We start from the raw sequence: 24,179 nt of genomic DNA on the forward strand, positions 1-24,179 counted from the left end.
ACTGTCGCGAAATTGCTGCAGTGCGGCGAAGTTTCCCATGCATATGCGATAGCCGTTGATAGGTTTGACTAAAGTCAAATGCTGCATCGCATCAGGTCGTAAGCTTTACCTTGTTCATTTTCAATAACTTAAACGCAATCTATTGCGCCATGTCAAGAAAAAAGCTTATTGCATCGGCGAGCATGCACCCAGAAATCATCGCCATTGGTCTCGAGGTGACGCTCGATCCCAGCCGGCGGCGCCACTATTCTGCACTCGTCCTGATGCTCGCAGATGCTGCTATGCAAGACCTTGTGAGAATTATTGCCGGCGAAACGGTACGATCGCCTTCCGTCGAGCCAGATTTTGGTGATGATGCAGGAGCCGGGGTTAACTAATGGTTACCATCAAGATTCCTTGCCGCCTTGCACTTCGCGTACCCACGCCGGGCATCACCCGATGAGCGGGCGGCGGTATGGACGCTTGCGCAAAATCGCGTTGGTTGCCGGCTCGGCCCTCGCCAGCTCATGGGTTCGGATTCGGGCAGCAGACGTCATGACGTATCGCGACACGGTTCACCCGGCGCGCGGCGGCATCGAACGCCGCGTCGATGCCGTCACTGCGGACGTCATCCAGGTCGGCATTATCTTCATGAACGTCTACGGCCGGGGCAACGCGGACGCTTTCTTCCTCACGGCCGACATCGTACCCACCGTCTACCGCAGAATCATCGCAGGACGGTTTCGGCGGACAGTGCATGGCGCCGATCCAGAGCCCGAAAGCACTCCAGCATGAGCCGCGCCGAAGACGAGCTAAGGCATTTTCTTGGCGTCAATCGCAGGAAGGATCATGCCACGGCAGACATTGTCGAGATTGGTCTACTTTTCATGCGGGTCTTCGGCAATGACAAAGGATGGAGCTTTTTTCGCAGCACGCTGATCCAGCCGGAAGTGTGCTGGCGTGTGATGCGGCACAGGACACGCGGCTCGCCGCCCGAGGTCGATCCCGAGCGTAAGGGGGACATGGGCAGTCAGCCGCCATAACGCCGGCCCCATGCATGGGCGAAAGTTGACGTTTCGCAGGGCAATATGTTTACTCGGAAATCAAGCGTGGTTATCGTGCCGTCCATTCGGTTCCGGCGAGATGGAAAAACGCTCGGCGCCACTGGACAGCGACAAGGGAAAGCTGATCGGCCAGGCCCTGCTGAACTTCGCCATCGGGAGCCTGCAGGCGATCGAACTGGGCAAACATGGCCAGGCACTCGTGCAGCAGGCCGGCATCACCCCGTCGAACTCGTGCGCATCCTGCCCGTGAAGGTACGATCCCCCTGCTGGGCAAGGTGGCCGTCGACGCATCCGGCTTCGTCGGCGGCGTCGTGAAACTAGCGCGCGGCGCGAACGTCAGCGTGCTGGACGCCCGCGCCCGCGCCGGCGACGCGCCTGTCAGCATGAACGTCTGAGCCGTTGATTGTTTGGAACCTATAACGTACACTTGTGCGGTCTGTTATCGATAACCATACCATCACGGAGACATCATGAAACGACGCCAGGTCCTGGCCGGGTTGGCCGCCACTGTGCCGGGCTTTGCCGCAAGCGCCCTCCTGCCGCGGTCCGCGCTGGCGGCGAACGCCCCCGGCCCTTTCAGGCCGGACTGGGATTCGCTGGCCGCGTACCGCACGCCGGACTGGTTCCGGAATGCGAAGTTCGGCACCTGGGCCCACTGGGGTCCTCAGTGCGAGCCGGAATTCGGCGACTGGTACGCGCGCAATATGTACAAGGAAGGCAGCGGCGCGTACCGCCACCACCTGCAGGAATATGGCCACCCGTCGAAGTTCGGCTTCAAGGACGTGATCCGGCAATGGCAGGCGGCGCAATGGGACCCGGACGCCCTGCTCGCCCTGTACCGCAAGGCGGGCGCCCGCTACTTCGTCGCGCTCGCGAACCACCACGACAATTTCGACCTGTACGACAGCCGCTTCCAGCCCGACTGGAATTCGACACGCATCGGGCCGAAGAAGGACCTGATCGCCGGCTGGGCGAAGGCGGCGCGCGCGCAGGGCCTGCGCTTCGGCGTCAGCGTCCACGCGGCCCACGCGTGGACCTGGTACGAAGTGGCCCAGGGCGCGGACAAGGCGGGGCCGTACGCCGGCGTCCCGTACGACGGCGTGCTCACGGCGGCCGCCGGCAAGGGCCAGTGGTGGGAAGGCCTGGATCCGCAGGCGTTGTACGCGCAGGCGCATCCGCTCAGCCGCAAGACCACGAAGCCGGCCGAATGGGGCGCGCAGTGGGACTGGGGCGGCGGGGCCACGCTGCCGTCGCGGCGCTACGTCGACAACTTCCATGACCGCACCATCGACCTGATCGACAAGTACGACCCGGACCTGGTCTACTTCGACGACACCGCCCTGCCCTTCTGGCCGTTCAGCGACGCGGGCCTGCGCATCGCCGCGCACATGTACAACCGCAGCATCGCCACGCGCGGCCGGCTGGAAGCGGTCATCAACGGCAAGATGCTCGACGAGCGCCAGCGCCGTTCCCTCGTGTGGGACATCGAGCGCGGCCAGAGCAACGCGATCGAACCGCTGCCCTGGCAGACGTGCACCTGCATCGGCGGCTGGCATTATTCGCGCCCGGGCTACGAGCGCAACGAGTACAAGAGCGCGCAGACGGTCGTGCACATGCTGGTCGACATCGTCAGCAAGAACGGCAATCTCCTGCTCAGCGTGCCCGTGCGGGGCAACGGCACCATCGACGAAAAGGAACAGGCGATCGTCGAGGAGATCGGCCGCTGGATGGCCGTGCACGGCGAAGCGATTTACGACACGCGGCCGTGGGCCGTGTTCGGCGAAGGTCCCGCGCAGCACCGGACGGCGCCGCTGACGGACCAGGGCATGAACGAGGGGAAGAACGCGCCGCTCACGGCCGCCGACATCCGCTTCACGGCGAAGGGCGATGCGGTCTATGCGTTCGTGATGGGCTGGCCCGCCGGGCGCGAGCTCGGGATCGCCGCGATGGGCACGGCGGCCGGGCACCTGAAGAAGCCGGTCGCGCGGGTCGAACTCGTCGGCACCGGCGCGCCGCTCGCGTTCCGCCAGGCGGCGGGCGGGCTGACGGTGACGCTGCCCGCCGCGGCACCCGCCCTGCCGTATGCGTTTGCCTTGAAAGTGCTTACTTGACGCGCTGCTTTTCCAGCTTGCGCGCCAATGTGCGGCGGTGCATGCCGAGCCGGCGCGCCGCTTCCGAAATATTGAAGTCCGTCTCGGCCAGCACGGCGTGGATGCGCTCCCATTCCAGCGTCTTGATCGACGTGGTGCGGTTCGTCAGTTCCAGCTCCGTGTTGCCGGCGACGTGGCCGAAGGCGGCTTCGATGTCGTCCGTGTTCGACGGTTTCGCGAGATACTGCCGCGCACCGAGCTTGATCGCCTCGACGGCCGTGCCGATGCTGGCAAAACCCGTCAGCACGACGATCTGCATGTCCGGATCGTGCGCATGCAGCATCTGCACGCACGCGAGGCCGGAACTGTTGCCCTTCAGCTTGAGGTCGACGACGGCATAGTCCGGCGAATGTTCCTTCAGCAGTTCCTGCGCTTCGTCGAGGCCCGGCGCCTGCAGCACCCGGTAGCCGCGCCGTTCGAACGAACGGCCGAGGGTGCGCGCGAACGCGTCGTCGTCCTCGATGATCAAGAGCAGGCGGTCTTCTTCGTTGTCGTCATCAATGGACATGTACGGGTTCCTTGTCGAGCGCGATCGCGGACAGCGGCAATGTCAGCGTGACGGCGGCGCCGCCTTCCGGCCGGTTCACGGCCTGCACGGTGCCGCCCAGGGTGCGGGCCACGTTCACGACGAGGAACAGGCCCAGGCCGCCGCCGGGACGGCCCTTGCTGGACTGGTAAGGCTTGCCGAACTGCGCCAGCATCGCCGGCGCGAAGCCGGGGCCGCGATCGAGCACGGTCAGTACGAGCGTGCCGTCGGCGACGCCCGCTTCCACGCCGATCCAGTCGGGCGAGGCTTCGAGCGCGTTGTCCAGCACGTTGTCGATCGTTTGTTTCAGGGCGGAGTCGAAGGCGACCGGCAGGTCGTGTTCGATCCGGTTGCGGTAGTCGAAGTCGCGCACGGGGCGGCTGTGCTGCCAGTCCGCGACGAGCTTGTCGAGGAAGCCGCGGATGGTCGTGCGCGCGGCCGATTCCCCGCGCGTCTCGCCGGCCGACAGCAGGATGCCGCTGACGATGGATTTGCAGCGCTTCAGCTGCGTCTCCATCTCCGTGATCTCTTCCAGCAGGTCGGGGTTCGCCTTGAATTCGCGCATGCGCTTCCAGTCGCCGAGGATCACGGACAACGTGGCGAGCGGCGTGCCCAGTTCGTGCGCGGCGCCGGACGCGAGGAGGCCCATGCGCACGATGTGGTCTTCCTCGGCCGCGCGCTGTCTCAGGTCCGCCAGCTGCGCCGCCTTCGCTTTCAGCGTGTTCGTGATGCGCGAGATGAACACGACGAGCAGCGCCGCGTTCAGGGTGAAGCAGATCAGCATGCCCTGCACGTACAGGCTGGAGATGCCGCGCGCGTGATCGAACGGCAGCGCGAGCGGTTTCGCGAACACGGACAGGCCGGCAAGGCATGCGAGCGTGATGGCGACGATGGTCCATGTCGACCACGCTTCCAGCAGCACGGCCGACAGGATCACCTGCAGCAGGTACAGGAACGCGAACGGATTCGTCGTGCCGCCGGCCAGGTACAGCTGCATCGTGAGGCTGGCCACGTCGACGAGCAGTGCGAGGAACAGCTCGTTGTTCGTGACGGGGCGGTGTTCGTGCCAGCGCAGGTGGCTGGCGATGTTGAAGGCGATGAGGCACGCGAGCACCTCGAGCATCTGCACGAGCGGCAGACGCACGTCGAAGACGAGGATCGCGCCGGCGATCGTCGTGATCTGGCCGATGACGGCGATCCAGCGCAGCTCGATCAGCTGCAGCATGTTCTTGTGGCCGGCGACGTATTCGACGGCGGCGGCGTTGTCCGCGCCCCGTTCGAACATGCGTTTCAGCAGGTCAGTCGTGTCGTTCATCATTCTCGCTGTCGTTGCCGCGGCGGGCGACCCACCACCAGGCGGCGGCCACCATCAAGGCGAGAGCATACCAAGTGAACGCGTACACGAGGTGACTGTTTGGAAATTTGACGACGGTGAGGCCGCCGACGGGCTGGTCGGGGCTGTCCGGTGGGTTCTGCCTGGCGGCGGCGTCGACGAAGAACGGCGCGGGGTGAAATCCAGCGAGCCCGCGCGCCGCCGCGATCGCGGCCAGGTCGCGGGTGTACCAGCGGTTCTGCGCCGGATCGTTCGTGCGCGTGAACGCGCCATTCCGTTCGCTCGTCCTCAGGAGACCCGTGACGTCGGCCGCCGGTCCCGCGTTCGCGCACGGATTTCCCGCGGCGCGTTGCGGCGTGTAGCGCGTGCGTGCGCCCAGTTCGGCGGGAATGAAGCCGCGGTTGACGAGGACGATGGTCCCGTCCGCCGTGCACATGGGCGTGAGCAGCCAGTAGCCGCTGCCGGCTTCGGTCAGCGCCTGGACGGGGGTGGTGAGATCGTAGAGATAAGTACCGTGCAGTGTCACGCGGCGGTACTCGTCGGATTCGGGGGTGATGCCGGCCCAGCGTGTGCGCGATGGCACCGGCGCCGGGGCGGCGTGCACGCGTGCTTCCACGCGCGCGATGAGGTCCAGTTTCCATTGCAGGCGATAGACCTGCCAGGTGCCCAGACCCGCGAAGAGGACGATCAGCAGCAGCGCCAACACTGCCAGCAACAGGGAGAACCCCCGGCGCCGGCCCGCCGGCGCTGCGCGATCGTCCCTCGCCATTACTGCATGTCGTGCATGCCGTGTACCGAACTGCCGTCATTGCCCATGTTGGGCATCATGTTGGCGTTCATGTGGTACATGACCCAGACAGAACCGGTCAGGACGATGAACAGCAGGATGGCCGTGAGGATCAGCGCCATCATGTTCCAGCCGCCTTCCGACTTCGAGTTCATGTGCAGGAAGTAGACCATGTGCACGACGACCTGGACCGCGGCGAAGCCGAGGATCACGAACTTCGTGGTGCCCGGCGCCAGCTGGTGGGTCATCACCAGCCAGAACGGGATCGCCGTCAGGATCACGGACAGGATGAAACCGATCGTGTAATCCTTGAAGCTGCCGTGGGCGTGCAGGTGGTCGTCGTCGTGGTGACCATGACCGTGGCCATGATCGTGATGATGCAGATCGCTCATGGCAGTACTCCCATCAGATAAACATAGGTGAACACGCCGATCCAGATGACGTCCAGGAAGTGCCAGAACATCGACAGGCAGGCGAGGCGGCGGTAGTTGGCACCGTTGATGCCGTGCTTACCGACCTGGAACATCAGCGTGACGAGCCAGACGATACCGAAGGTCACGTGCAGGCCGTGCGTGCCGACCAGCGAGAAGAACGCGGTCAGGAAGCCCGAGCGCCACGGGCCGAAGCCTTCGTGGATCAGGTGCGCGAACTCGTCCAGTTCGAGGTACAGGAAGCAGGCGCCCAGCACGCCGGTGACGGCGAGCCAGAGGAGCGTGCCTTTGACGTTCTTCTTCTGCGCGGTCAGCATGGCGAAGCCATACGTGATCGACGAGAACAGCAGGAACGCCGTGTTCAGTGCGACGGTCGGCAGCTCGAAGATCTCGGCGCCCGACGGGCCGCCCGCGTAATTGCGGCCCAGGACGGCATAGGTCGCGAACAGGCAGGCGAAGATGAGGCAGTCGCTCATCAGGTAGATCCAGAAGCCCAGCAGCGTGCCGTTCTCCGGATGGTGCTCGCGCACGTAATAGCGCGAGCTCGGGTCGGCGCTCGCGGCGCCGGCGTGGGTTACGTTAATCTCAGACATGGGCTTCCAGCAAACGGGTGCGTTCTTCTTCCGTACGGGTCACTTCGTCCGCCGGGATGTAGAAGTCGCGTTTGTAATCGAAGGTGTGGTAGATGGCTGCGGCGAGCATGGCGAAGAACGTCACGCCGACCAGCAGCCACATGTGCCAGATGATGCCGAACGCCATCACGAACGTGATGCCCGGGATGACCGGACCGGCCCAGGTGTTCTTCGGCATGTGGATCGCCACGAAGTCCTTCAGCGGACGCAGGTAGCCGTTCTTCTTCATGTCGGCCCACGAATCGTTGTCGTGCACGACCGGGGTGAATGCGAAGTTGTAGTCCGGCGGCGGCGACGACGTCGACCATTCCAGCGTACGGCCGCCCCACGGGTCGCCCGTCACGTCGGCCAGTTCCTTGCGGTTCAGGATCGACACGACGATCTGCATCAGCAGGCAGCCGATACCGGCGGCGATCATCAGGGTGCCCAGCAGCGAGATATTGAACAGCCAGTGGATCGAGGGATCGTCGAAGTGGCTCATGCGGCGGGTCACGCCCATGAAGCCCAGGATGTACGGCGGCGTGAACGCGACCCAGAAGCCGATCGACCACAGCCAGAACGAGTACACGCCCCATTTACGGTCCAGCTTGAAGCCGAACATCTTCGGCCACCAGTAGTTCACGCCCGCGAACAGGCCGAACAGCACGCCGCCGATGATGACGTTGTGGAAGTGGGCGATCAGGAACAGCGAGTTGTGCAGCACGAAGTCGGCCGACGGCACCGCCAGCATCACGCCGGTCATGCCGCCGATGATGAAGGTGATCATGAACGACACGGTCCACATCATCGGCAGTTCATAGCGGATGCGGCCCTTGTACATGGTGAACAGCCAGTTGAAGATCTTCGCGCCCGTCGGGATCGAGATGATCATCGTGGTGATGCCGAAGAACGAGTTCACGCTCGCGCCCGAACCCATCGTGAAGAAGTGGTGCAGCCACACGAGGTACGAGAGGACCATGATCACGACCGTCGCGTACACCATCGAGGTGTAGCCGAACAGGCGCTTGTTGCAGAACGTCGCGACGACTTCCGAGTAGATGCCGAAGGCCGGCAGCACCAGGATGTAGACCTCGGGGTGGCCCCAGATCCAGATCAGGTTCACGTACATCATGGCGTTGCCGCCCAGTTCGTTCGTGAAGAAGTGCGTGTCGAACAGGCGGTCCAGGCCGAGCATGGCCAGGGTCGCGGTCAGGATCGGGAAGGCCATCACGATCAGGATGTTGGTGCACAGGGCGGTCCAGGTGAACACCGGCATCTTCATCAGGTCCATGCCCGGGGCGCGCATCTTGATGATGGTGACGACCAGGTTCACGCCTGACAGCAATGTGCCGACACCCGCCACCTGCAATGACCAGATGTAGTAGTCGACGCCCACGTCCGGACTCGCCAGGATGCCGGACAGCGGCGGGTACGCCAGCCAGCCGGTACGGGCGAATTCACCGACGAACAGCGACGCCATCACGAGGATCGCGCCCGCGGTCGTCATCCAGAACGAGAAGTTGTTCAGGAACGGGAAGGCCACGTCACGGGCGCCGATCTGCAGCGGCACGACGTAGTTCATCAGGCCCGTCACGAAAGGCATCGCCACGAAGAAGATCATGATCACGCCGTGGGCGGTGAAGACCTGGTCGTAGTGGTGCGGCGGCAGGAAGCCGTGCGAATCGCCGAACGAGAACGCCTGCTGGGCGCGCATCATCAGCGCGTCCGCGAAGCCGCGCAGGAACATCACGAGACCGAGGATCATGTACATGATGCCGATCTTCTTGTGGTCGATGCTGGTGAACCACTCGTTCCAGAGATAGCCCCACAGCTTGAACTTGGTGAGCGCGGCCAGGAGGACGATACCGCCCAGCGCCACCATGATAAAGGTACCGATCAGGATCGGCTCGTGGTAGGGAATCGCTTCCCAGCTGAGCCGACCGAAGATCAACTTCGCTAAGTCAAATTGCTCGTGCATGATTACTTCTTCTTCACAGGATCATTGGGCGTGGTGCAGACCTCGCCATTGGCCTGGGCCAGGCGGGTCGCTGCCGCTTGTTGGGGCGCGTGGCGCAGCATGGCCATTTCACGGGCCTTCTTCGCGTCGTCGTTCATCATCTTGTCCATGCATACGGCGCCGTCGGCGACGCAGCGGTTCAGGACGCGATAGAACAGGTCGTTGTCGACCGCCGCGTAGTGGCGCACCGGCTCCTTGATGCTCGGCTTTTCGAGCGTCAGGTACCCTGCGCGGTCGAGGTTGGCGCCGGCGGACTTGACCGACTGGACCCAGCCGTCGAAGTCGCCCTGGGGCACGCCACGGTACGAGAAGCGCATGTCGGAATAGCCGGCGCCGCTGTAGTTCGACGAGAAGCCGATCGACTGGATCGCCTTGTTCTGGACCGCGTTCAAGGTCGTTTCCATGCCCGGCATCGCGTAGATCATGCCCGCCAGTTCCGGCACGTAGAACGCATTCATGACGGAGGTCGCGCTGATCTTGAAGCGCACGGGCACGTCGACCGGCACGACCAGTTCATTGACCGTCGCGATGCCCTGCTCCGGATAGATGAACAGCCATTTCCAGTCCATCGCCACGGCCTGGATGACCAGCGGCTTCGCGGACGCCGGGATCGGACGCCCATCGGCGATGCGGTCCAGCGGACGATACGGATCCAGCTTGTGCGTCGAGATCCAGGTCACGAGACCCAGCACGATGATGATCAAGAGGGGCGCGCCCCAGATGACGAGTTCCAGCTTGGTCGAGTGGTCCCAGTCCGGTTCATAGGCTGCTTCCTTGTTGCTGGCGCGGTACTTGTACGCGAACCAGATGATCAGGAACATGACGGGAACGATGATCAGCAGCATCAGGATCACCGAAACGATGATCAGTTGCGCCTCTTGCTTGGCGATGTCGCCGGAAGGGTTCATCACCACCGTGTTACAGCCGGAAAGCAGCGCTAACAGGGGAGAGAGGAACATTCCGCGACGGAGGGTCTTTGGAATCATGCTTGTGTTTTACGTTACATGGGAAAAATAACATGCTAATGTAACGCCAACGGCGTGCGTTTGGCGATTGGACGTTTTGTCCTACCCTTTACCGTATTGCAGCATTTCAGAGGGTCCAGAAGCCGTCGGCTGAAAAAGGAGACGAAGACATGCAGAGCACCCCGAACACGTACGGCGGCGCAGGAGCCGCTCCCATCACAGCACCCCACTCCGGGGCCCGGAACATCAACAGCCGCGACACGAAAATCGCGCCTGGAGAGATCGCGGTCGGCGTCGTCATCGGCCGCGCTTCCGAATACTTCGACTTCTTCGTTTATGCGATCGCTTCGGTGCTCGTGTTCCCCGCCGTGTTCTTCCCGTTCGCGGACCGGCTCGAAGGTACGCTTTACTCGTTTGCCATCTTCGCGCTGGCCTATGTGGCTAGACCGCTCGCGTCGCTGTTCTTCATGGTCATCCAGCGTCATTACAGCCGCGAGATCAAGCTGACCATCGCCCTCTTCCTGATGGGCTCAGCTACGGTCGCCATCTCGATGCTGCCCACCTATTCCCGCTGGGGCGAGTGGTCCATCGTCGCCCTGGCCATCCTGCGCATCGGCCAGGGCGTTGCCCAGGGCGGGTCGTGGGACGGCTTGCCGTCGCTGCTCGCGCTCAATGCGCCGCAGAACAAGCGTGGATGGTACGCCATGTTGGGACAACTTGGCGCACCAACGGGTTTCATCATCGCGGCCGGCCTGTTCTCCTACCTGATGGCCGAGTTGTCGCAGGACGATTTCCTCGTCTGGGGCTGGCGTTATCCGTTCTACGTCGCCTTCGCGATCAACGTCGTCGCGCTGTTCGCCCGCCTGCGCCTCGTCTCGACGCCGGACTATACCCACCTGCTCGACGAGCATGAGCTGGATCCGGCCCCGGCCCGCGAAGTGATCGGCAACCAGGGCACGAACATCGTCATCGGCGCCCTCGCCGCCCTGGCCAGCTATGCGCTGTTCCACCTCGTCACCGTGTTCCCGCTGTCGTGGATCCAGCTGTACGACACCCGTTCGATGGCCGAATTCCTGCAGGTCCAGATGATGGGCGCCGGTCTCGGCATCGTCGGCGTGCTGGCGTCGGGCATCATCGCCGACAAGTTCGGCCGCCGCAACACGCTGGGCACGCTGGCCGCGCTGATCGCCCTGTTCTCCGGCTTCATCCCGACCCTGATGGATGGCGGCGTGACCGGCCAGAACACATTCATCCTGGTGGGCTTCCTGCTGCTGGGCCTGTCGTACGGGCAGGCCTCCGGCGCCGTGACGTCGAACTTCCTGCCGCAATACCGCTACACGGGCGCCGCCCTGACGTCGGATCTCGCGTGGCTCGTCGGCGCCGCGTTCGCCCCGCTCGTGGCACTGGGCCTGGCCGCCAACTTCGGCCTCGGCTACGTCAGCCTGTACCTGCTGTCCGGCGCCGTCGGCTCGCTGGCCGCGTTGAGCCTGAACCGCGCGCTCGAGATCCGCAACTGAGCGACATATATATAGAGCAGCGCCCGAGCCCCGGTACCCCCGGGGCTTTTTTGTTGCCAAACTTCGGGGGCAGACCCCATTTCAGGGAAAATTCGGGGTCAGCGCACTTTTCGGAACAATGGTCCCGCGTTAGCAGGCCGCCCCATGCACGCGTCGCTTCCCTCGCAAGGAGCGGCGATACCAGGTTGGCCGCGCTGAAAATGTGCTCGCGAGATTTTGCAAAAAAATGTGCTCTGACCCCGAATTTCCGTGGTGGGTCTCGTCCGGTTCCGCGCGGGTGCGGCGCAGTGCCACCAGGGTCATCAGAATGCCGTAACGATCGAGCGCGGCCAGGCGGGGCGCCTCGGACAGGAGCAAAGGGGTTGTGCCGTGGCCATGAAGTGATGCCGTGCGGATTGGCGACAATGTACCAAGGCGATGTGGGCGCACCTCGCACGCGTGCGCCCTGCCGCCTCACTTCCGGATCAGCGACCACTGCTGGTTGGTGCCCCCGTTGGACGGATACTGGATGATCTGCGCGCCGTCGGCCGTGCTCTTGTTCTGCACGTCCAGCACCATGCCGGAGAGCTGGTTCGCGACCGTGTAGTAACCCGCTGCCGGGCTGGCGAAGCGCCACTGCTGGCCCTGCCCCGCCCAGTAGCCCCACTGCGCGATGTTCGTGCCGGCGGTCGTGGAGTTGTTGTAGTCGTCCAGGCTCTTCAGGCTGTTGGCGTTGATGACACTGTAGTATCCGTCGCCATGGCCGATCACGTACCACTGCTGGTAGCGCGCGTTCGCATCGGTCGACTGCTGCACCAGTGCGCCGTCCGCGGTCGAACCGCCCGCCACGCCGAACACCTTGCCCGACAGGCGCGACTTGAACGCGTAGACGCCGTCGCTGATGCCACCGCAGCCGGCGAAGTCCGTGAAGTTGCGGGTCAGGACAGGCCAGCCGGCGCTGTATGTCATGCGCTGGATGTCCAGTTTCGCGTTGCCGTTGTCGGTCAGGTCGTAGTAATGCGTGGAGACGAAGTGGCAGCCGTCCTGGCGCAGGTCGGCGATGTGGCCGGGGCCGCGGTACTTGCCGTCGGTGACCGGCAGGATCGTGCGCGTGCCGGAATACGGGCCGCGGATGTTCGTCGCGCGCTGCACTTCGACGTAATACGTGGAGTCGACGCCCTTGCAGCAGCTGCCGCGGTTCACGAACAGGTAGTAATATCCGCCGTCGCGCGTGATGTACGGCGCCTCGATGTCGCGGCCACCCCCGCCCCAGATCGTCGTCACGCTGCCGGCCAGCTTGCCCGTGGCCTGGTCGATCTCGGCCAGGCCGATCCCGCCGAAGAACGAGCCGTAGCTCAGGTAGACCTTGCCGTCATGGTCGCGGAACAGCGCGGGGTCGATGGCATTGACCTCGGCGCTGCTGCCGTACGACTGCACGACGATGCCGAGGTCCTGCCAGCTCGGGTTTTTCAGCGAGAGACTGCGCGCCACGCCGATCGCGGACGAGGACGTGCCGAACGACGACACCGAGTAGTACAGGTAGTAATAGCCGTTCATCTGGATCACGTCCGGCGCCCAGTACGAGCCGGAGAAATTCGGGATCTTTTGCGTGACCCAGGCGGGCGGCGTCGCGAACACGGGCGCCGGCCCCGCCGCCCATGTCTTGAGGTCCTTCGACGTGGAATACCAGATGCCGGTGCCGGTCGTGAAATTGAAATACGTGTCGCCGTCCCTGGTGATGGTGCCCGGATCGTGGGCATTGTTCACGCCGAGCAGGTCGATGGCCCCGGCCGAGGCGCAGCCGAGCGCGAGGCAGCATGCTGCCAGCAGTTTCTTGAACATGGAGTCTCCTGTTTTATTTATACATATGGGTCAAACCCGCCACCAGCTTAGGCAATGCGGTTCGGCGCCACCAATGAAATAAAACAGGGGTGCGATTGCGATTTCGGTATCAGCCGAGTGCCGTGTCCAGCACCGTCATGAGGATGAAGCCGAACACGAGGGCCACGCTGGCCCAGGTGCCGTTGCCGTTCTGCTGCGCTTCCGGCACGACGTCGTTGACGATCACGAACAGCATCGCGCCCGCCGCGGCGGCCAGCGCGAACGGCAGCAGGCCGGCGGAAACGCCGATCAGGATGGCGCCGGCGACCGCGGCCACCGGCTCGATCAGGCCGGACGCGACGCCGAGCGCCGCCGACAAACCCCGTCCATAGCCGACGGTGCGCAGGGCCAGCGCGACGACGAGGCCTTCCGGCACGTCCTGGATCGAGATGCCGGTCGCCAGCGAGTTCGCCTTGTCGACGTCGACGCCCGCATACGCGACGCCGATCGCCAGGCCTTCCGGCAGGTTGTGCAGCGCGACGGCCCACACGAACATCCAGGCGCGTTTGAGGGAGTGGGCGGTGCGCGGATCGTCGTGGGCGAGGATCCCGTCGGTCGACATGCAGCGGTCGAGCACGAGCAGCAGCGCCGCCCCCGCCATGATACCGGCGCCGACGGACAGGCTCGCGCCCCAGTTGCCCGCACCGCCCGTCCTGGCGGCGGCCAGCGCGGGGATCACGAGCGAGAACGCGGTCGCGCCGAGCATGACGCCGCCGCCGAAGCCGAGGAAGCAGTCGTAGGTGCGGTTCGAAAAATTCTGTGACAGCAGGATGGGCAAGGTGCCGAGCGCCGTCGCGGCGGCGGCCGTTGCGCCGCCGACCAGCGCGCCGCGCACATGGGGCACATCCTGCAGGACGTTGGCGAGGTAGCCGAAGCCCGTGAAGATCAGGACGGCGCAGCCGAGGAGGCAGACGGCGCAGCCGGCGAGGCGGCGGGGGCGCAGCATCCAGGAGAGTGCGGGTTGTTTGATCAGAGGGGAATCCATGCAGGGCCCAGGAACGTGTATAGCCACGTCGTTCCCGCGCAGGCGGGAACCCATGCTGAGCGTCTTAGCCGGCTCAGCATGGGTCCCCGCTTTCGCGGGGACGACGGCCTAGTGAAGCTTCGGCGCCCCCGGGCTCGGCTGCGCACCCGGCTGCACGGTCATGCCGTCGGCCAGCGTCTGGTTGCCCATCCCGAGTTCGGCCCCGGTGGTCGGATCGACATTCGGATCGGACGTGGTGCGCTCGGCCATCTGCTTGAGCACGTCGACGTCCTTGGCCGGCAGCCGGACTTCGGCCTCGCCCGTGCCGCCGTCGACGGCCATCTGCTTCTCGCGGTCCGTGACGAAGTCCCAGTTCTCGCCCTGGTTCCAGGAGCCACGCATCTCGCCCGGCCCCTGCGACATGTTGTAGTACGTGTTGGCGAAGCGCGGGTCGCCCGGCATCTTCCCGGACGGGAAGTTCGGCTGGATCGAGTACAGCGCCTTCTCGAACGACTTCTGGTGCGCGATCTCGCGCGTCATCAGGAAACCCAGCGCTTCCTTCACGCCCGGGTCGTCCGTCAGCGCGATGAGGCGCTCGTAGACGATCTTGGCGCGCGCCTCGGCGGCGATGTTGGAGCGGAGGTCGGCGGTCGGTTCGCCGATCGTGTCGATGTACGCGGCCGTCCACGGCACGCCGGCCGAATTGACCAGCGGCGTGCCGGCGCCGTACAGAACCTGGGTCACGTGGCTGTCGTTGCCCGCACCCTGGATCTTCTTGTACAGATCCGCTTCGCTGTCGACGGCCTCGGCCAGGTCGCCCTTGGCGCCCTTGTTGAGCATGGCGACGATGTGGCCGATCACCTCGAGGTGGCTCAGCTCTTCCGTTGCGATGTCGAACAGCATGTCCTTGCGGCCCGGATCGTCTTCGCTGACGGCCTGCGTGAAATAACGCATGGCCGCGGCCAGTTCGCCCTGCGGGCCGCCGAACTGTTCGAGCATCAGGTTGGCCAGCCCCGGATTCGGTTCACTGACCCGCACGGTGTACTGCAGGCGTTTGTTATGTGCAAACATTCCGATTCCTCCGTTGTGTGATTGGATGGCCGCGCGGGACGCGTCCTGCGTCGCCGCGCGGACAAACGGAAGCGCCGTAGCGCGACCGGTCGATGCCATCTTGGCAGCGTTGCGGCGCCGAGTAATCAGAAACGAAGCCGTGTCTGTGTAGGATTGGAGGCGACATCCTGCCGAGCTCCGCAAGATTCTGAACACGTGGAAACAGTCGCGTGCTTGCCAGTCCGGGCCGGACGGCCCATGCGTCCTCGGCCGACAAGACCGTGCGGCGCCCTCCTACGCGACAGCTCTAGCGTCGGCACTAACATGGATCTATCGCTACCCCACGCTAACAGGAGACGATCATGTTTTCCCTGAATAAACTGAGTCCTTCCATCACCGACATGATCCGCTTCGATCACTCGCACGTGATGGTCACGTTCCACCAGTACACCCGCGACAAGCGCCCCAGCGTCAAGAAGGCGCTGGCGGAAACGATCTGCGACGCGCTGGAAATCCACGCGACCCTGGAAGAGGAAATCTTCTATCCCGTCATGCGCCCGCGCGCCCACGACCAGAAGGTCATGGACAAAAGCGAGCCGGAACATGACGAGATGCGCGCCGTCATTGCGGAGCTGCGCCGCACGGATCCGAAGTCGCCGCGCCACGACGAACTCGTGTTCGAACTGATGCGCGACGTGCAGCACCACGTGGCCGACGAGGAAACCGTGCTGCTGCCGGAAGCCGAGCAGACGCTGAGCAAGGACCGCCTGTCCGAGCTGGGCGCGCAGATGACGAAGCGCCGCCTGGAACTGGTGACGCCGAAGGCCGGCAAGATCGCGGCCAACACGGCCGTCGGCTTCTCGGGCAGCACGGCCGCGATCGTCGTCGGCGTGGCCAGCGCCCTGTTCGCGGCCCGCGCCTTTACCCGCAAGCCGACGCACGCCTGACCCTTTTCCGCAGCGGCGCAAGCCGCCTGCGCTCCCCCGGCATGGCGTCCGCGCGCCTGCCTCGCCCGCAATCGCGTCCGCGCGTGGTTGCGGGCTTCTTCGTTTACTGACCCATCCAGCGCAGCAGCAAGGGCACGAGCCAAGGCGCCAGCAACGCCGTCAACACGCCGTTGATCCCCATGCCGAGGCCCGCGTACGCGCCCATCTCCGGGCTGACCTGGAACGCCCGCGCCGTCCCGATGCCGTGTGACGCGACACCCAGCGCGAGGCCGCGCGCCGCATGCGAATCGATGCGCAGGGCGTTCATCAGGAAGCGCGCCGTCACCGCGCCGAAGATGCCCGTGCCGATCACGAGGACGGCCGTCAGCGCCGGCACGCCCCCGAGGTGCTCGGACACGGCCATCGCGATGGGCGTCGTCGCCGACTTCGGACCCAGCGAGCGCGCCAGCTCGGGCGAGGCGCCCATCAGCACGGCGATGCCGACCGCGCTGACGATGGCCGTCACGCACCCGGACACCAGCGCGCACGCGAGCGGGAACAGGCTGCGGCGCAGCCGCGGCATCTGGCGCGCGAGCGGCACGGCCAGGGCGACCGTGGCGGGACCGAGCAGGAAGTGGACGAACTGCGCTCCGGCGAAATAACGCTGGTACGACATGCCGCTGGCCGCCAGCACGAGGCTCACGAGGGCGATCGCGATGGCGACGGGATTGGCGAGCGGCGAAAAACCGCAGCGCGCATAGACCCATTGCGCGAACACGTAGGCGCACAGGGTAACGGTGAGGCCCAGCAGCGGCGACGCGGACAAATAGACCCAGAAGTGGGTGAATTCCTCGAAATTAAACATCGCTTCCCTCCCCGTTCTTGTGGGCGGGCGTGAGCGCGCGCAGCACGAGCGCCGTCACGGCCAGCGTCAGCAGGGTGCTGCCGACGACGGCCGCGCAGATCGCGAGCCAGTGCCCGCTGCCGCTCGCCGCGGCGACGATGATGCCCACGCCCGCCGGCACGAACAGCAGCGACAGATGGCGCAGCAGCTCGTTCGCGCCCGCCTCCACGATCTCGTGCAGGCGCGGGAACGCGACGAGCGCCACCAGCAACAGCAGCATGCCGGCCACGGGCCCCGGGACCGGGAGCCGGAGCAGGAAAACGAGCCCCTCTCCCAGGCACTGGAAAACGAGCAGTACGGCAAACGCGATCAGCAAGCGACCTCCTTCGATGTGGGTTCCCCGAAGGATAGCATCCGGCTCAGCGCCGCGTCGGCTGCACGAGGCTCGTCATCGCATCCACATACGTCTTCTCGTCGTCGGCGTACAGCGGCAGCAGCGGCGTGACCGACACCTGGTTCAGCTTCGTCCTGCGCAACGCACCGGTCGCCGGATCCTTGAAGACGGCATACGGCACGTCCTGGATCACATACGGCTCGCCGTTCACGTGGCCGATGATCATCAGCACGTGGCCCGGCACGACGACGAGGTCGCCCACCTCCGCCTCCCGCACCGCTCTTACACGCGCCGCGTGGGTGTCCGCCGCCGTGAACACGCGATGCTTCAGCGCCGTCGACGTCCCTTGCAGGCCGGAGCTGTGCTGCAACAGCAGGCCCATGCTGCGGTAGGCTTCCGCGACCAGGCCGCTGCAATCGCGCGCGTCGAACTGGTGGCCCCACCCGTAACGCTCGCCGAGCAGCTTGAACGACTGCCGGATGATGTTCGCGCGCGTGAGCGGCAGATAGCCCGGCGCGGTGTCGGCGCTGCGGCGGATCAGCGCCGGCCGGATCGCGAGCGAACCGTCGGCCTGGCGCACTGGCAGCCGCACGGGCCACGATGCGTACGGACTGGCGCCGTTGACCGGCTGGTCGGGCGGCACGTCGGCGCGCGGCAGGGCCACGCCCATGTCGAGGTCCAGCTGCGACAAGGCAGGCAGCTCGCGCGTGTGGACCGTGACCACATGGTCGCCCGTGACCACGCGGCCAGGCGGCAGCGCCGCGTAACCGAACACCGCATCCGCCGTGCCGATCGCGATGTCGTCCGCGCGCACCCACGCCGGGCCCTGCGTCGTCACCACGAGCAGCCAGCGGCCGTCCGCGCTCATGTGCGCGACGAGCGCGGGCTCGCCCGGGAACAGGGTGCCGGCCGTGAGGCTTTCGAAATCGGGTTGGTCGAGGCTCGCGTAGAACACGCGGTCGCTCGGGTAGGTGCGCAGCGCCGCGCGGCGCACCGCGAGGCCGTAGCGGGCCGGCGCCGTCGCCGCAACCTGGCCGGCGGCCGTGGCGTCACGGAGGACTTGCAAGGTGTCCGGCCCGACGGGATGGCCGGCGTCGTCGACCGCGAGCTTGACGGGTGTCTGCTGTTGCGCGCCGCGGATCCAGTCGAGCACCTGGTCGCGCGTGAGGGTCGCGGGCAGCTTGCGGACGTCGACGAAGCCGCCGCCGGGCGCGTACGCGGCGGCCCGCTGCGCGGCGGTCGCGGGCGCGTCCAGCAACACGGCGTCGGGCGCAGGCAGCCGCCCGATCCAGTAGTCCGGGGCCAGCATCGCCTCGTCGAAGGCGGGGATACCGGCTTTTGACATGGCCGGCTGGGCCGCGGCGGCGCCGCCCGGGATGGCGAGGCCGCAGGCGATGGCGGCCAGAAGATGACGTGCGGCGTTGTGCGCTGCTTTCGTATGCATGGGTCTCCTCCGGATCGTGGATCCGGCAGTGTAGCCCAGCCCGAAGTTTACGCGGCGGCCAGCGCCTTCAGCGGGGCCCGCGTGGAGACGGCCGGACGCACCGGCGCCGGCGCCGCGCCCTCGAGCTTGAACTGGCCCACCAGCGCGACCAGCAGGTCGGCCTGCCGCTGCAGGCTGTCCGCCGCGGCGGCCGCCTCTTCGACGAGCGCGGCGTTCTGCTGCGTCGTGCCGTCCATCTGCACGATGGCCTGGTTGACCTGGCCGATGCCCGTGCTCTGCTCCGCGCTGGCGGCCGAGATCTCGGCCACGATGTCGCTCACGCGGCGCACGCTGGACACGACGTCGTCCATCGTGCGGCCCGCGTCCCGCACGAGCGCGCTGCCCGCTTCCACCTTGCCGGACGCATCGCCGATCAGGGCCTTGATCTCCTTCGCGGCGGCCGCGCTGCGCTGGGCCAGCCCCCGCACTTCCGAGGCGACGACGGCGAAGCCGCGTCCCTGCTCGCCCGCACGTGCCGCCTCGACGGCCGCATTGAGCGCGAGGATATTGGTCTGGAACGCGATGCTGTCGATCACGCCGATGATGTCGACGACCTTGCGCGACGCGGTGTCGATCGCGGCCATCGTCTCCACCACTTCCGCCACGACGGCGCCGCCGCGGCGGGCCGTCTCCGACGCGGAACAAGCAAGCTGGTTGGCCTGGCGCGCATTGTCGGCGTTCTGCCTGACGGTCGACGTCAGCTGCTCCATCGATGCCGCCGTCTCTTCCAGCGCGCCGGCCTGCTGCTCGGTGCGGCCGGACAGGTCCATATTGCCCTGGCTGATCTCGACGCTCGCGGCCGCGACGCTGCCGGCGCTCGCGCGCACCTGCACCAGCACTTCCTGGATCTTGGTGACGAAGCCGTTGAAACCGGCGGCGATCCGTGCCAGTTCGTCGGTGCCCTTCGCGTCCAGGCGGGCGTTCAGGTCGGCGTCGCCGCTGGCGAGGTCCGTCATGGTGGCGCCGAGGACGCGCAGCGGACGGGTCAGGCGGCGCTGCACGGTGACCATCACGATGGCCGCCACGACGGCGCAGACCAGCGACGCGAACAGCGAATATCCCATCAACTGGCGCGCGCTGGCCGTGGCGACGGCGTGCGGGAACGACAGCTTGACGGCCCACGGCGCGAGGTCCGGGTGAAGGCGCAGCGGCTGCAGCAGGTGCACGATGCCGGCTGCGTCGATATATTCATAGGTCTCGCCGGCGCGCACGGCCGCCAGCGCGGCGGGCGGCAGGTCGTCGGCTTTCTTGCCGTTCCTGGTCGCATCCGGATGGCTCGCATACAGGCCGCCGTTCGATACGAGCGCCAGGCGGCCGCCGTCGATGACCTTGATCTTGCCGAGGATCTCGCCCAGGTGCATCAGCTGGAAGTCGGCGCTGGCCACGCCGCGGAACTCGCCCTTGACGAGGATCGGCGCGACCAGCGACGCCATCATGATGTCCTTGCCGTTGACGGCATACGCATACGGCTCGGTGAAGAACACCTTGCGCGTGGCCTTGGGGATGTCGTACCAGTCGTTCGCGCCCGGGGTGGTCGGGAACACGATCGGTTCCACGTGCAGCGTGCCGTCCGGGTTGCGCGTGTAGTACGGCATGTAGCGGCCGGTCGCGTCATATTCCGGCGCCTTGCCCGCGAAGTCGGCGTCCTTGCCGTCCAGCGCGTCCGGTTCGAACGTGACGGCACCGCCGATCAGGTCGCCAAAGCTGCGCAGCATGCCTTGCGTCATGGCGCCGACCTGCGGCCGCGACGGCGCGATGTCCGCTTCGCGCAGCGCGCTCGTGCCGGCGGCAAGGTTGGTGACGGCGCCCAGCTTGGTACCGATCTGCGCCTGCACGGCGGCGGCGGCTTCGCGCGCGGACGTGCGGGCCTGGTGCATGCTCGCGTCCTCGGCGGTGCCGCTGCTGCGCACGGCGATGACGGCCGACGTGACCGCGAGGCTCAGCACGACGAGCGTGGTGGCCGTCGCGCAGATCTTCGCGGTCAGCGAGAGAGACGACAGGGGGTTGCGACGCATTGTTTTTCCTCGATTTCAGAATTTGCGGGTCAGCGACAGCACGACGGCGCGGCGCGCGACGTTCGCCACGGCCAGGCGGCCGTCGGGGCGCGGCACGCCCGTCGTGTAGCTGTTGTAGATGCCGGTGCCACCGATGGCGCGGGTGTAGTTCAGGGCGACGGTCCAGCCGTCTTCGAGCTTGTGCGTCAGGCCGGCCTTCAGGTCGCGCCAGTCCCAGATGCCGTTGCCGCTGCCGGCCACGCGGCCGTCGCCGGCGTGCAGGTTCAGGGTCAGCGACCTGGTCAGCGCCTGGTCGGCGCCGACGTCCAGGTAGCCGGTGCCGCGGGCATTCGCGATGCCGAAGAAGTCGCGGCTGAACGTGTAGTTGTAGCGGGCGTACAGCGATTTCCAGATCACGCCGGCCGACAGTTCGCCGTAGTCGAACGACGTGTTCGTCGCGCTGATGCGCGCGCCCGGGTATTTGTACCAGTACACCATCGCGGACCAGCCGACGGCGCCCGCGCTGCCGCTGTAGCCGCCGTACAGGTCCCATTCGACGGTGCCGCTTTCGATGAACTTGTCGCTGACGTTGATGACGGACGTGCCGGCCGACCAGCCGCTCGGATGTGCATAGTCGACGCTGGCCATCGCGGCCGGCCCGCCCCACGTCTGGCGGATGCCGCGCGAGACGTACTGCGAGCTGACGGAGACGGTGGCGCTCAGCGGGTCGTCGGCGGGCACTTCCGCCGTCAGCGGCGCGGCGGATTCGCCGGCGTGCGCGCACGACGCGGCGGCCAGCAGCAGGAAGGACAACGGGGCAAGGCGACGGGTCGGCAGCGCGGCCGGGCGGTGTCGGGTGCTCATGATCTCGGGAGTCGGTTGTGGTCGGCGGTCGTCGCCGTTGTTGAATATCGGTAGGCATTGATGCCGTACGGAAATTCTAGTGCCGACTCTGTGGCTTTTGGTTACAAATCAGCCGGAATATTTGTGGGAAACCCGAGAATGAGACATGCGCGCAACAGTCCGATATTTGTCTGGAAATGAAGCGCACAGGTGTTCGCAAAAACGCTTAACACCCTGAAAACATGAGGAAAGCTTGCAAACAGGCAGGCGCGGGACGCCTGCCTGGCAGTGGCGGGCGTTATGCCGCGGTCTTCAGCGCCCCACGGCGCAACTGATCGCGCTCGATCGACTCGAACAACGCCTTGAAGTTACCTTCGCCGAAGCCCTCGTCGCCCTTGCGCTGGATGAATTCGAAGAACACGGGACCCAGCTGCGTCTCCGAGAAGATCTGCAGCAACAAGCGTTGCGTGCCCCCTTCGGTCGTGCCGTCGACCAGCAGGCCTCGGGCCTTCAGCGCCTCGACGTCCTGGCCATGGCCGGGCAGGCGGGTTTCCAGCATCTCGTAATACGTCGCCGGCGGCGCGGTCATCAGCGGCACGCCCGCGGCGCGCAGGCCATCGACGGTGGAGAAGATATCGTCCGTGAGCAGCGCGATGTGCTGGATGCCTTCGCCGTTGTACTTGAGCAGGAATTCCTCGATCTGGCCGCCGCCCGCCTTGCCTTCCTCGTTCAGCGGGATGCGGATCATGCCGTCCGGCGCCGTCATCGCCTTCGACGTCAGGCCCGTGTACTCGCCCTTGATGTCGAAGTAGCGGATCTCGCGGAAGTTGAACAGCTTCTCGTAGAAGCCGGCCCAGTAGCTCATCCGGCCGCGGTAGACGTTGTGCGTGAGGTGGTCGATGAGCTTGAGGCCGTGGCCGGCCGGGTGGCGTTCCGTGCCTTCGATCCATTCGAAGTCGATGTCGTAGATGGACTTGCCGTCTTCGAAGCGGTCGATCAGGTACAGCGGCGCGCCGCCAATGCCCTTGATGGCGGGCAGGCGCAGCTCCATCGGGCCGGTCGGGATGTCCAGCGGCTGCGCGCCCAGCTCGAGCGCGCGCGCGTAGGCTTTATGGGCGTTCTGGACGCGGAAGGCCATGCCGCAGGCCGACGGGCCGTGCTCGGCCGCGAAGTAATAGGCGGCGCTCTTCGGCTCGTTGTTGACGATGAAGTTGATGTCGCCCTGGCGGTACAGCACGACGTCCTTCGAGCGGTGCACGGCCACTTTGGTGAAACCCAGCGCTTCGAACACGGGCTCCAGCACGCCCGGGGTGGGCGACGCGAATTCCACGAACTCGAAGCCCATCAGCCCCATCGGATTGTCAAACAGGTCGGCCATTGTCTATTCCTCTATCGATTAGCATTAAAATATTCGCGCCTACCGGCGCGTTCGCCCCTCATTCCGCGAACACGTCGGCGATCAAACCCCGCAGCCACTGGATGCCGGGATCGTGGTTGAAGCGCCGGTGCCAGAAGACGTTGGTCTGCAACGCCGGCAGGGCGAGCGGCGGCTCGATCCACTTCAGGCCGAACGGGCTTGCCGCGCTTTCGGCCAGTTTTTGCGGCACCGTCACCACCAGCTCGCTCGTGCTGACGATGTACGGTACCGCGGTGAAATGCGGCACCCGGAACCGGGCCCCGGCCGTCACCCCGGCCTTTTCCAGCAATCCATTGATGCGGTCGTAAGGACTCTGGGCCGCATCGACGATCAGATGCGGCGCCGCGACGAACCGTTCCAGGTCCACCTTGCCCTTCGCCAGCGGATGGTCCTTGCGGAACATGCTCACGAATGGCTGGCGGAACAGCGCGCGGTGGTACAGCGCTTCCGATACGTCCTCGAACGCGCCGATCGCCAGGTCCACCCTGCCCGTCTCCATATCGTCCTTCAGGGTCAGCCCGTTCGCCCGCAGCGACGCGATCTCCACGTTCGGCGCGACCGTGCGGCAACGCTCGATCAGGACCGGCATGAAATACACCTCGCCCACGTCCGTCATCGCCAGCGTGAAGCGGCGGGCGCTCGTGGCCGGGTCGAAGCGGCTGCGCTGCGACAGGGCCAGTGCCACCTGGGCCATCGCGGCGCCGATCGGCTCGGCCATCTGCTGCGCGAGCGGCGTGGGCTGCATGCCGTACGCCGTGCGTACGAACAGCTCGTCGCCGAACGTGCGCCGCAGTCGGGCCAGCGCATTGCTCACGGCCGATTGCGTCAGGCCCAGACGCCTTGCGGCGGCCGAGATCTGGCGTTCGCGGTAGACCTCCTGAAATACCGATAACAGATTCAGGTCGATGCTAGAGGGTTCGATCATGCGCTCGATAGTCTTATTGATGATCTGAATAGTCTACATTTTTGTATTCATCTCGTAAAACTGGCCGCACTCCCTTACAGTGTCATAAACGCCACGCAT

The 24,179-nt window shown here is 65.7% G+C and carries 24 protein-coding genes; 7 read left to right on the plus strand and 17 right to left on the minus strand.

The genetic code is table 11. From position 1 onward, the window contains the following. The first annotated feature begins 149 nt into the window (after positions 1-149). The 5 genes from QPK29_RS05035 (at position 150) to QPK29_RS05055 (ending at position 3,154) form a co-directional block, all read left to right on the plus strand. Positions 150-377 (plus strand): hypothetical protein, encoded by a 228-nt coding sequence (locus QPK29_RS05035; RefSeq protein WP_400189732.1) that lies wholly within the window; start codon positions 150-152, stop codon positions 375-377. Between the two features lie 157 nt (positions 378-534). Next, positions 535-774, plus strand: coding sequence for a hypothetical protein (locus QPK29_RS05040; protein ID WP_156403675.1), 240 nt, complete (start codon positions 535-537; stop codon positions 772-774). Next, on the plus strand, positions 771-1,022 hold the full coding sequence (locus QPK29_RS05045; RefSeq protein WP_056132859.1) for a hypothetical protein: 252 nt from the start codon (positions 771-773) through the stop codon (positions 1,020-1,022). Before QPK29_RS05040 ends, QPK29_RS05045 begins: the two co-directional genes overlap by 4 nt. A 100-nt stretch (positions 1,023-1,122) precedes the next feature. Further along, the gene (locus QPK29_RS05050; protein WP_156403674.1) at positions 1,123-1,293 is read left to right on the plus strand and encodes a hypothetical protein; all 171 of its coding nucleotides are present in this window, start codon (positions 1,123-1,125) and stop codon (positions 1,291-1,293) included. Positions 1,294-1,513: 220 nt separating this feature from the next. After that, positions 1,514-3,154 (plus strand): alpha-L-fucosidase, encoded by a 1,641-nt coding sequence (locus tag QPK29_RS05055; RefSeq protein WP_371770334.1) that lies wholly within the window; start codon positions 1,514-1,516, stop codon positions 3,152-3,154. Here the strand turns inward: QPK29_RS05055 and QPK29_RS05060 are convergent. The 7 genes from QPK29_RS05060 to cyoA all read right to left on the minus strand — a co-directional run bounded on the left by QPK29_RS05060 (position 3,147) and on the right by cyoA (position 9,884). Next, the gene (locus QPK29_RS05060) at positions 3,147-3,701 is read right to left on the minus strand and encodes a response regulator transcription factor (protein WP_371770333.1); all 555 of its coding nucleotides are present in this window, start codon (positions 3,699-3,701) and stop codon (positions 3,147-3,149) included. The two genes, QPK29_RS05055 and QPK29_RS05060, sit on opposite strands and share 8 nt — an antisense overlap. Further along, complete coding sequence (locus QPK29_RS05065; RefSeq protein ID WP_371770332.1) at positions 3,691-5,034, minus strand: ATP-binding protein; 1,344 nt, start codon at positions 5,032-5,034, stop codon at positions 3,691-3,693. Before QPK29_RS05065 ends, QPK29_RS05060 begins: the two co-directional genes overlap by 11 nt. Then, positions 5,018-5,758, minus strand: coding sequence for an SURF1 family protein (locus QPK29_RS05070; protein ID WP_400189740.1), 741 nt, complete (start codon positions 5,756-5,758; stop codon positions 5,018-5,020). The genes QPK29_RS05065 and QPK29_RS05070 overlap by 17 nt, the downstream gene beginning before the upstream one ends. A gap of 62 nt (positions 5,759-5,820) precedes the next feature. Continuing rightward, positions 5,821-6,231 (minus strand): cytochrome o ubiquinol oxidase subunit IV, encoded by a 411-nt coding sequence (gene cyoD, locus QPK29_RS05075; protein ID WP_056132873.1) that lies wholly within the window; start codon positions 6,229-6,231, stop codon positions 5,821-5,823. Beyond that, positions 6,228-6,863 (minus strand): cytochrome o ubiquinol oxidase subunit III, encoded by a 636-nt coding sequence (gene cyoC / locus QPK29_RS05080; protein ID WP_056132877.1) that lies wholly within the window; start codon positions 6,861-6,863, stop codon positions 6,228-6,230. Before cyoC ends, cyoD begins: the two co-directional genes overlap by 4 nt. Further along, positions 6,856-8,859 (minus strand): cytochrome o ubiquinol oxidase subunit I, encoded by a 2,004-nt coding sequence (cyoB, locus tag QPK29_RS05085; RefSeq protein ID WP_371770330.1) that lies wholly within the window; start codon positions 8,857-8,859, stop codon positions 6,856-6,858. Before cyoB ends, cyoC begins: the two co-directional genes overlap by 8 nt. Before the next feature lie 2 nt (positions 8,860-8,861). Further along, complete coding sequence (gene cyoA / locus QPK29_RS05090; RefSeq protein ID WP_056132886.1) at positions 8,862-9,884, minus strand: ubiquinol oxidase subunit II; 1,023 nt, start codon at positions 9,882-9,884, stop codon at positions 8,862-8,864. Between the two features lie 149 nt (positions 9,885-10,033). Here cyoA and QPK29_RS05095 point away from each other — a divergent pair, with 149 nt between their 5' ends. After that, on the plus strand, positions 10,034-11,380 hold the full coding sequence (locus QPK29_RS05095; RefSeq protein WP_082577074.1) for an MFS transporter: 1,347 nt from the start codon (positions 10,034-10,036) through the stop codon (positions 11,378-11,380). Between the two features lie 453 nt (positions 11,381-11,833). On the opposite strand, the gene QPK29_RS05100 is transcribed toward QPK29_RS05095, so the two are convergent. The 3 genes from QPK29_RS05100 to QPK29_RS05110 all read right to left on the minus strand — a co-directional run bounded on the left by QPK29_RS05100 (position 11,834) and on the right by QPK29_RS05110 (position 15,275). Continuing rightward, entirely contained in the window at positions 11,834-13,201 is a 1,368-nt protein-coding gene (locus tag QPK29_RS05100; RefSeq protein ID WP_371770329.1) for a family 43 glycosylhydrolase, read from the minus strand. A 109-nt stretch (positions 13,202-13,310) separates the two neighbouring features. Then, on the minus strand, positions 13,311-14,186 hold the full coding sequence (locus QPK29_RS05105; RefSeq protein WP_156403685.1) for a ZIP family metal transporter: 876 nt from the start codon (positions 14,184-14,186) through the stop codon (positions 13,311-13,313). 147 nt (positions 14,187-14,333) lie between these two features. Then, positions 14,334-15,275, minus strand: a complete 942-nt coding sequence (locus QPK29_RS05110) for a manganese catalase family protein (protein WP_371770328.1) — start codon at positions 15,273-15,275, stop codon at positions 14,334-14,336. A gap of 341 nt (positions 15,276-15,616) precedes the next feature. On the opposite strand from QPK29_RS05110, the gene QPK29_RS05115 reads away from it, so the two are divergent. Continuing rightward, positions 15,617-16,201 carry a hemerythrin domain-containing protein gene (locus tag QPK29_RS05115; protein ID WP_056132898.1) on the plus strand — a complete coding sequence of 195 codons (585 nt, stop codon included), beginning with the start codon at positions 15,617-15,619 and terminating at the stop codon, positions 16,199-16,201. Between the two features lie 103 nt (positions 16,202-16,304). On the opposite strand, the gene QPK29_RS05120 is transcribed toward QPK29_RS05115, so the two are convergent. From QPK29_RS05120 to QPK29_RS05150, 7 genes are all read right to left on the minus strand, one after another. Then, positions 16,305-17,045 carry an LrgB family protein gene (locus QPK29_RS05120; protein ID WP_056132903.1) on the minus strand — a complete coding sequence of 247 codons (741 nt, stop codon included), beginning with the start codon at positions 17,043-17,045 and terminating at the stop codon, positions 16,305-16,307. Beyond that, positions 17,038-17,400, minus strand: a complete 363-nt coding sequence (locus tag QPK29_RS05125) for a CidA/LrgA family protein (RefSeq protein ID WP_056132905.1) — start codon at positions 17,398-17,400, stop codon at positions 17,038-17,040. The genes QPK29_RS05120 and QPK29_RS05125 overlap by 8 nt, the downstream gene beginning before the upstream one ends. 43 nt (positions 17,401-17,443) lie before the next feature. Beyond that, positions 17,444-18,862 carry an SH3 domain-containing protein gene (locus QPK29_RS05130; RefSeq protein ID WP_371770327.1) on the minus strand — a complete coding sequence of 473 codons (1,419 nt, stop codon included), beginning with the start codon at positions 18,860-18,862 and terminating at the stop codon, positions 17,444-17,446. 47 nt (positions 18,863-18,909) lie between these two features. Next, positions 18,910-20,916 carry a methyl-accepting chemotaxis protein gene (locus tag QPK29_RS05135; RefSeq protein ID WP_371770326.1) on the minus strand — a complete coding sequence of 669 codons (2,007 nt, stop codon included), beginning with the start codon at positions 20,914-20,916 and terminating at the stop codon, positions 18,910-18,912. A 15-nt stretch (positions 20,917-20,931) separates the two neighbouring features. After that, positions 20,932-21,759: a TorF family putative porin gene (locus QPK29_RS05140; protein ID WP_371770325.1), complete on the minus strand. Its 828-nt coding sequence runs from the start codon at positions 21,757-21,759 to the stop codon at positions 20,932-20,934. A 277-nt stretch (positions 21,760-22,036) separates the two neighbouring features. Beyond that, positions 22,037-23,116, minus strand: coding sequence for a 4-hydroxyphenylpyruvate dioxygenase (gene hppD / locus QPK29_RS05145; protein WP_371765730.1), 1,080 nt, complete (start codon positions 23,114-23,116; stop codon positions 22,037-22,039). A gap of 58 nt (positions 23,117-23,174) precedes the next feature. Then, on the minus strand, positions 23,175-24,080 hold the full coding sequence (locus tag QPK29_RS05150) for a LysR family transcriptional regulator (protein ID WP_371770324.1): 906 nt from the start codon (positions 24,078-24,080) through the stop codon (positions 23,175-23,177). Positions 24,081-24,179 lie beyond the last annotated feature (99 nt).

The organism is Massilia orientalis (assembly GCF_030411975.2).
Lineage (GTDB): Bacteria > Pseudomonadota > Gammaproteobacteria > Burkholderiales > Burkholderiaceae_D > Telluria > Telluria orientalis.

What these genes read in the sequence shown, in the direction of transcription:
- QPK29_RS05035 (WP_400189732.1), top strand. Translation starts at nt 150, where the DNA reads ATGTCAAGAAAAAAGCTTATTGCATCGGCGAGCATGCACCCAGAAATC.
- QPK29_RS05040 (WP_156403675.1), top strand. Translation starts at nt 535, where the DNA reads ATGACGTATCGCGACACGGTTCACCCGGCGCGCGGCGGCATCGAACGC.
- QPK29_RS05045 (WP_056132859.1), top strand. Translation starts at nt 771, where the DNA reads ATGAGCCGCGCCGAAGACGAGCTAAGGCATTTTCTTGGCGTCAATCGC.
- QPK29_RS05050 (WP_156403674.1), top strand. Translation starts at nt 1,123, where the DNA reads ATGGAAAAACGCTCGGCGCCACTGGACAGCGACAAGGGAAAGCTGATC.
- QPK29_RS05055 (WP_371770334.1), top strand. Translation starts at nt 1,514, where the DNA reads ATGAAACGACGCCAGGTCCTGGCCGGGTTGGCCGCCACTGTGCCGGGC.
- QPK29_RS05060 (WP_371770333.1), bottom strand. Translation starts at nt 3,701, where the DNA reads ATGTCCATTGATGACGACAACGAAGAAGACCGCCTGCTCTTGATCATC.
- QPK29_RS05065 (WP_371770332.1), bottom strand. Translation starts at nt 5,034, where the DNA reads ATGAACGACACGACTGACCTGCTGAAACGCATGTTCGAACGGGGCGCG.
- cyoD (WP_056132873.1), bottom strand. Translation starts at nt 6,231, where the DNA reads ATGAGCGATCTGCATCATCACGATCATGGCCACGGTCATGGTCACCAC.
- cyoC (WP_056132877.1), bottom strand. Translation starts at nt 6,863, where the DNA reads ATGTCTGAGATTAACGTAACCCACGCCGGCGCCGCGAGCGCCGACCCG.
- cyoB (WP_371770330.1), bottom strand. Translation starts at nt 8,859, where the DNA reads ATGCACGAGCAATTTGACTTAGCGAAGTTGATCTTCGGTCGGCTCAGC.
- cyoA (WP_056132886.1), bottom strand. Translation starts at nt 9,884, where the DNA reads ATGATTCCAAAGACCCTCCGTCGCGGAATGTTCCTCTCTCCCCTGTTA.
- QPK29_RS05095 (WP_082577074.1), top strand. Translation starts at nt 10,034, where the DNA reads ATGCAGAGCACCCCGAACACGTACGGCGGCGCAGGAGCCGCTCCCATC.
- QPK29_RS05100 (WP_371770329.1), bottom strand. Translation starts at nt 13,201, where the DNA reads ATGTTCAAGAAACTGCTGGCAGCATGCTGCCTCGCGCTCGGCTGCGCC.
- QPK29_RS05105 (WP_156403685.1), bottom strand. Translation starts at nt 14,186, where the DNA reads ATGCTGCGCCCCCGCCGCCTCGCCGGCTGCGCCGTCTGCCTCCTCGGC.
- QPK29_RS05110 (WP_371770328.1), bottom strand. Translation starts at nt 15,275, where the DNA reads ATGTTTGCACATAACAAACGCCTGCAGTACACCGTGCGGGTCAGTGAA.
- QPK29_RS05115 (WP_056132898.1), top strand. Translation starts at nt 15,617, where the DNA reads ATGTTTTCCCTGAATAAACTGAGTCCTTCCATCACCGACATGATCCGC.
- QPK29_RS05120 (WP_056132903.1), bottom strand. Translation starts at nt 17,045, where the DNA reads ATGTTTAATTTCGAGGAATTCACCCACTTCTGGGTCTATTTGTCCGCG.
- QPK29_RS05130 (WP_371770327.1), bottom strand. Translation starts at nt 18,862, where the DNA reads ATGCATACGAAAGCAGCGCACAACGCCGCACGTCATCTTCTGGCCGCC.
- QPK29_RS05135 (WP_371770326.1), bottom strand. Translation starts at nt 20,916, where the DNA reads ATGCGTCGCAACCCCCTGTCGTCTCTCTCGCTGACCGCGAAGATCTGC.
- QPK29_RS05140 (WP_371770325.1), bottom strand. Translation starts at nt 21,759, where the DNA reads ATGAGCACCCGACACCGCCCGGCCGCGCTGCCGACCCGTCGCCTTGCC.
- hppD (WP_371765730.1), bottom strand. Translation starts at nt 23,116, where the DNA reads ATGGCCGACCTGTTTGACAATCCGATGGGGCTGATGGGCTTCGAGTTC.
- QPK29_RS05150 (WP_371770324.1), bottom strand. Translation starts at nt 24,080, where the DNA reads ATGATCGAACCCTCTAGCATCGACCTGAATCTGTTATCGGTATTTCAG.